The organism is Nocardia seriolae NBRC 15557 (assembly GCF_007990715.1).
Lineage (GTDB): Bacteria > Actinomycetota > Actinomycetes > Mycobacteriales > Mycobacteriaceae > Nocardia > Nocardia seriolae.
Map to the genome: position 1 here is coordinate 1 of NZ_BJWY01000261.1, position 1492 is coordinate 1492.

Sequence of the window (1492 nt, forward strand, 5' to 3'; positions counted from 1 at the left end):
AAAACGACGACACGACAGCATGATCAGAACGACATGCCAGGTAAATAGCAGGCTACCAACGGTTTAGAACGGCATTGCGCGGATTGCGGTTCAACTCGCCGATAGTCCAGCGGCCGCGGCGAAGCCGTGAATCATTGCCGCAATGGCGAATTCGAACCGAGCACTGTCGTCGGTCCCGGCTCCGGTCTGCGCGGCCCGCATGATCAGCGGGAACTCCGCCGGATCCAGCGTCTTCAGGAAGTCGACCGATCCAGCATCTCCCGCCTCGTTGACCGGTGTGGTTCTGGCCTCCGAATTCGCGTGCGCGACAACGAACAACGTGAGCGCATTCAATGCGTCCAGGGCGGTACCCAACTCGAAGCCGGAGTCCACCAACAGCTTCAAGCCGCGTTCGGCGGTTTGCAGCGTGCGCGGCGTGACGGCCGGTCGCGTGGCGATCAACGGGAGTGCGCCCGGATGGGCCGACAATGCGCCCCGCAGCGCGCGGGCATAGTCGCCGAGTGCGAGCCGCCAAGGCCCATCGCCGAATCCGGCGTCAGCCTGCGACATGACCCGCTCGACCATTCCGTCCAGCAGGGCGTCCTTGTTCGGCACGTAGTGGTAGAGCGTCATGGCTTCCACGCCGAGTTCCGCGCCCAGCTTGCGCATGGACAGCGCCGACACCCCCTCGCGATCCGCGAACACCAAGGCCGCGTCGAGCACCTGCTCCCGCGAAATGCCCGCTCGTTCGGCTCGGGTGCGCTTGGCGGCCACGAATTTTCCCTCCGGGATTGACAACTCTTACGTCGTAAGTGAACCATAGTCCACAGCAACGAAGTCTTACGACGTAAGAGTTATCGAGATCGGGAGAACCTCATGACCACCACCGTCGCCGACAACAAGACCGTCATCACCGAGTTCATCGACGCGCTGAACCACGGCCTCGAGGGCGGAACCGAGTGGGTGCGCTACCTCTCCCCGCAGGTGATCGACCACAACAAGATCATCTTTGGCGAAGAGGACACCCCCGGCGCCGCCATCGAGGGCTTCCGTCAGCAACTGGCCGCGTTCAGCGCCACCGAGGACGAGGAAAGCGGAATCCTGGTGCAGGAATTGATCGGCGAGGGCGATCGGATCGTCGCCCGCCTGCGCGTGATCGGCCGCCACACCGGAGCCCACGCCCGTATGCCCGAGCCGACCGGCCGCACCTGCGACGTCGAGCAGATCTGGATCTTCACGCTGACCGCGGAGCGCATTACCGAGATCCGCGCCGTCAGCGACCGCCTGGGCATGTTCCTCCAGCTCGGCTGGGATTGGCCGACCGTCGACTGAAGGCGAGCGGCATGCTCCGGGCGGCCGCCAGGACGAGTTGCCCTGGCGGCCGGTCTATCTCGGCGATCGTCAGTTGATCGGCGGGAAAGTGTAGGAGGAGCCGGTGCCCAGCGCCTTGGCCAGCATCCCGAAGAAGTCGTTTATAGCGCTGCCGCTGAACATGGTCGACCTCCTAGTGTCC

The 1492-nt window shown here is 64.3% G+C and carries 2 protein-coding genes; one reads left to right on the forward strand and one right to left on the reverse strand.

The annotated features are described in order from the left end of the window. Positions 1 to 90: 90 nt before the first annotated feature. Positions 91 to 753 carry a TetR/AcrR family transcriptional regulator C-terminal domain-containing protein gene (locus NS2_RS35600; RefSeq protein WP_033091766.1) on the reverse strand — a complete coding sequence of 221 codons (663 nt, stop codon included), beginning with the start codon at positions 751 to 753 and terminating at the stop codon, positions 91 to 93. A 102-nt stretch (positions 754 to 855) separates the two neighbouring features. Between NS2_RS35600 and NS2_RS35605 the strand changes: the two genes are divergently transcribed. Next, positions 856 to 1311 carry an ester cyclase gene (locus NS2_RS35605; RefSeq protein WP_036552935.1) on the forward strand — a complete coding sequence of 152 codons (456 nt, stop codon included), beginning with the start codon at positions 856 to 858 and terminating at the stop codon, positions 1309 to 1311. Positions 1312 to 1492: the final 181 nt, after the last annotated feature.